Genomic DNA, 2404 nt, shown 5'->3' on the forward strand with positions numbered 1-2404 from the left:
CCCATAAGCCTCGCGTTGACAATGCTGTGGGCGCATGCCCGCATGGCGATTCCCGTCCTGGAGCGATATACAAGCAGATACAAAAGCAACAAAAGCACCGCCGTAAGAATCATAATGATAATCTGGATATTCGTAATAGAGACGCTCCCCACCGTATAGCTTGTTACCTTTAATTCCGAAGGATAGGGATGGGTTTCGCTTCCCCATAATACCCTTGCAAAATTCTGAAGAAAAATATCCACCCCCAGGGCGCTGATCAATACAGACAATCCCCCTTTGGCATAGAGCGGGCGATACGCAGCCCGCTCTATCATAACGCCCACGCATGCCGTCAACACACAGCTGACCAATATGGATACATAAACCGGCAGACCCAGAGTTGTCGTCAGGCTTAAGCCTATAAAGCTTCCGATCATGAAAATATCGCCGTGCGCAAAATTTACGATTCTAAGTATGCTGTAGACCATGGAATATCCAAGCGCCACCAGCGCATATATCCCTCCTATGGTTATGCCGTTCACAATCTGCTGTATTAACACGTCTCTTCTCCTTTGCTGTAAATGCAATTACTCATATAATTCATATCTGCCGTCTTTGATCACCAATTTTAAAGGCTCCTTCACAACATCGCCATTCTCATCAAAGGTAATGTCTCCCGCAGCGCCGGGAAAATCCTTCATTGTGGAAAGATATGCTCTGACTGCTTCCCTGTCCGTGCAGCCGTTTTTCAAAGCCTCCAGCAGCACTCTCGTTGCGTCATAGGCCATTGCCGCATAGGTTCCAGGCTCTTTCCCATCATACAATTCCTCGTAGGCCGCAATAAAGCTCTGACAGATTTCTGCTGGATTTTCCAAATGGAAGGTGCCGATCAGCAAGAATCCCTCTCCCGCTTCCCCGGCAAGTTCGATCAGGGAAGGGGAAAACACTCCGTCCGTGGACATCATCTGAATGTCCAGCCCTACCGTATCCGCCTGCTTCAGCATCATGGCACATTCATTGTAAAGCCCACCCACAAAGATCATTTCTGCATCCGAATTTTTAATATTGGTCAAGATTGAAGTAAAGTCTTTGGTCTGTCCTGAAATGTAAGAGTCCTCTGACGTAATGACTGCTCCATACTCTAATGCAGCTTTCTTGAAGGATTCTGCATTGCCAAGACCATAATCAGAATTTTCATATACGATAGCACAGTTCTTATAGCCCAATTCATTTACCGCCCAGTCTGCAACCAGCGCACCCTGCATATCATCACTGTTGAGAACCCGGAAGGTATACTCGCCTGCATCCGTTACCGACGGTGCAGAGGAACCGTAAGCCACCTCCACAATTCCCGCCTTGTTATAGATAGGAGCTCCGGCCAAGGTACAGGAGCTGTTATAGTGCCCTACAACACCCAGTATTGAAGTATCCTCAGCCAGTTTATTTGCGACAGCCGCCGCCTCCTTAGGATCAGATTTATCATCATAATCTACCAGCTCCACCTGTTTTCCATCAATACCTCCCGCGTCATTTACCTCCTTCACTGCAAGCAAAGCCGCTTCTCTGCAGGCTATGCCGTCCTGTGAGCAGTCCCCTGTCAAGGGCCCCGCGAAACCTATTTTAAGCGTATCCTCTGCGGCTGAGTCCCCACACGCTGTTAATCCTGCCACTGCAAACGCCATACAAGCAAATAGTGTGATCCATTTTTTCTTCATACGTTCTCCTCTCCAACGAAAAAGACGCTTTGGGAGGGTATCTCCAAAACGTCTTCGTTTTCCTTTGTCATCTTCAGTTTTCAGCAAAACCTAATTGTTTTCCGAAAGCATTTCCCTTTGTTGGTGTTATCCTACACCCATTGCATTTTTGTGTCAACACGATTTCTTTTATTCACGACATTGTCGTTTTATAAACTATAATATCGTTTTGAAGGTGTATCCAAATGCTTTATCTTTCTCATCTGAACAATTCCTCATAGGTATAGGTTACTTCCTCCCTGCGCTTTTCCGCTTCCATACGCGCTTCCTCATACGCTTTTTCCAATTCTGCAAACTCCGCCTGGGGTATTCTGAAAAACCACATTCCGCCATAGGATGTGACATAAATGCCCCGGCTTTTCATTTCATCCGTCAGCGCTATTTCCCGGCTCTCATCCGCATACCTGGGCACCATAACCGCACAGAGAGTTTCCTCCTCATTAAAGGGAGTGAAAAAAAAGAATCCTTCCGCCTCTTCCTTCCCCTCTGCGTCCAGCTGATGAAAGCCATACCGCAGGCCAATGTGCATAAAGTCTACCCAAAAGATCTTCCTCTCCCCTCCCGGTGCAGCATCGCCTCCTTCAGAGTACCACAGGCGGAATTCGTCCGCTTCCCTGTCATAATCATACACATTCAAAAAATAATTGCCCAAAGTCCCCAAAATCCCAAGC

3 protein-coding genes are annotated in these 2404 nt (G+C 47.2%); all 3 read right to left on the bottom strand.

Annotated features, from left to right (window positions below; translation table 11 throughout):
- Positions 1-539: branched-chain amino acid ABC transporter permease (locus tag AC1WIP_RS14595; protein ID WP_481142513.1), on the bottom strand; the 539-nt coding region annotated here is incomplete at its 3' end.
- 27 nt (positions 540-566) lie between these two features.
- Positions 567-1694 carry an ABC transporter substrate-binding protein gene (locus AC1WIP_RS14600; RefSeq protein WP_481142514.1) on the bottom strand — a complete coding sequence of 376 codons (1128 nt, stop codon included), beginning with the start codon at positions 1692-1694 and terminating at the stop codon, positions 567-569.
- 238 nt (positions 1695-1932) lie between these two features.
- Positions 1933-2404 (bottom strand): hypothetical protein (locus AC1WIP_RS14605; RefSeq protein WP_481142515.1); only part of this gene is annotated, 472 nt, incomplete at its 5' end.

This window comes from Acetatifactor sp. (assembly GCF_982438285.1).

Excerpts from the sequence above, each read along its gene's own strand:
- AC1WIP_RS14600 (WP_481142514.1), bottom strand. The coding sequence starts at position 1,694 with ATGAAGAAAAAATGGATCACACTATTTGCTTGTATGGCGTTTGCAGTG.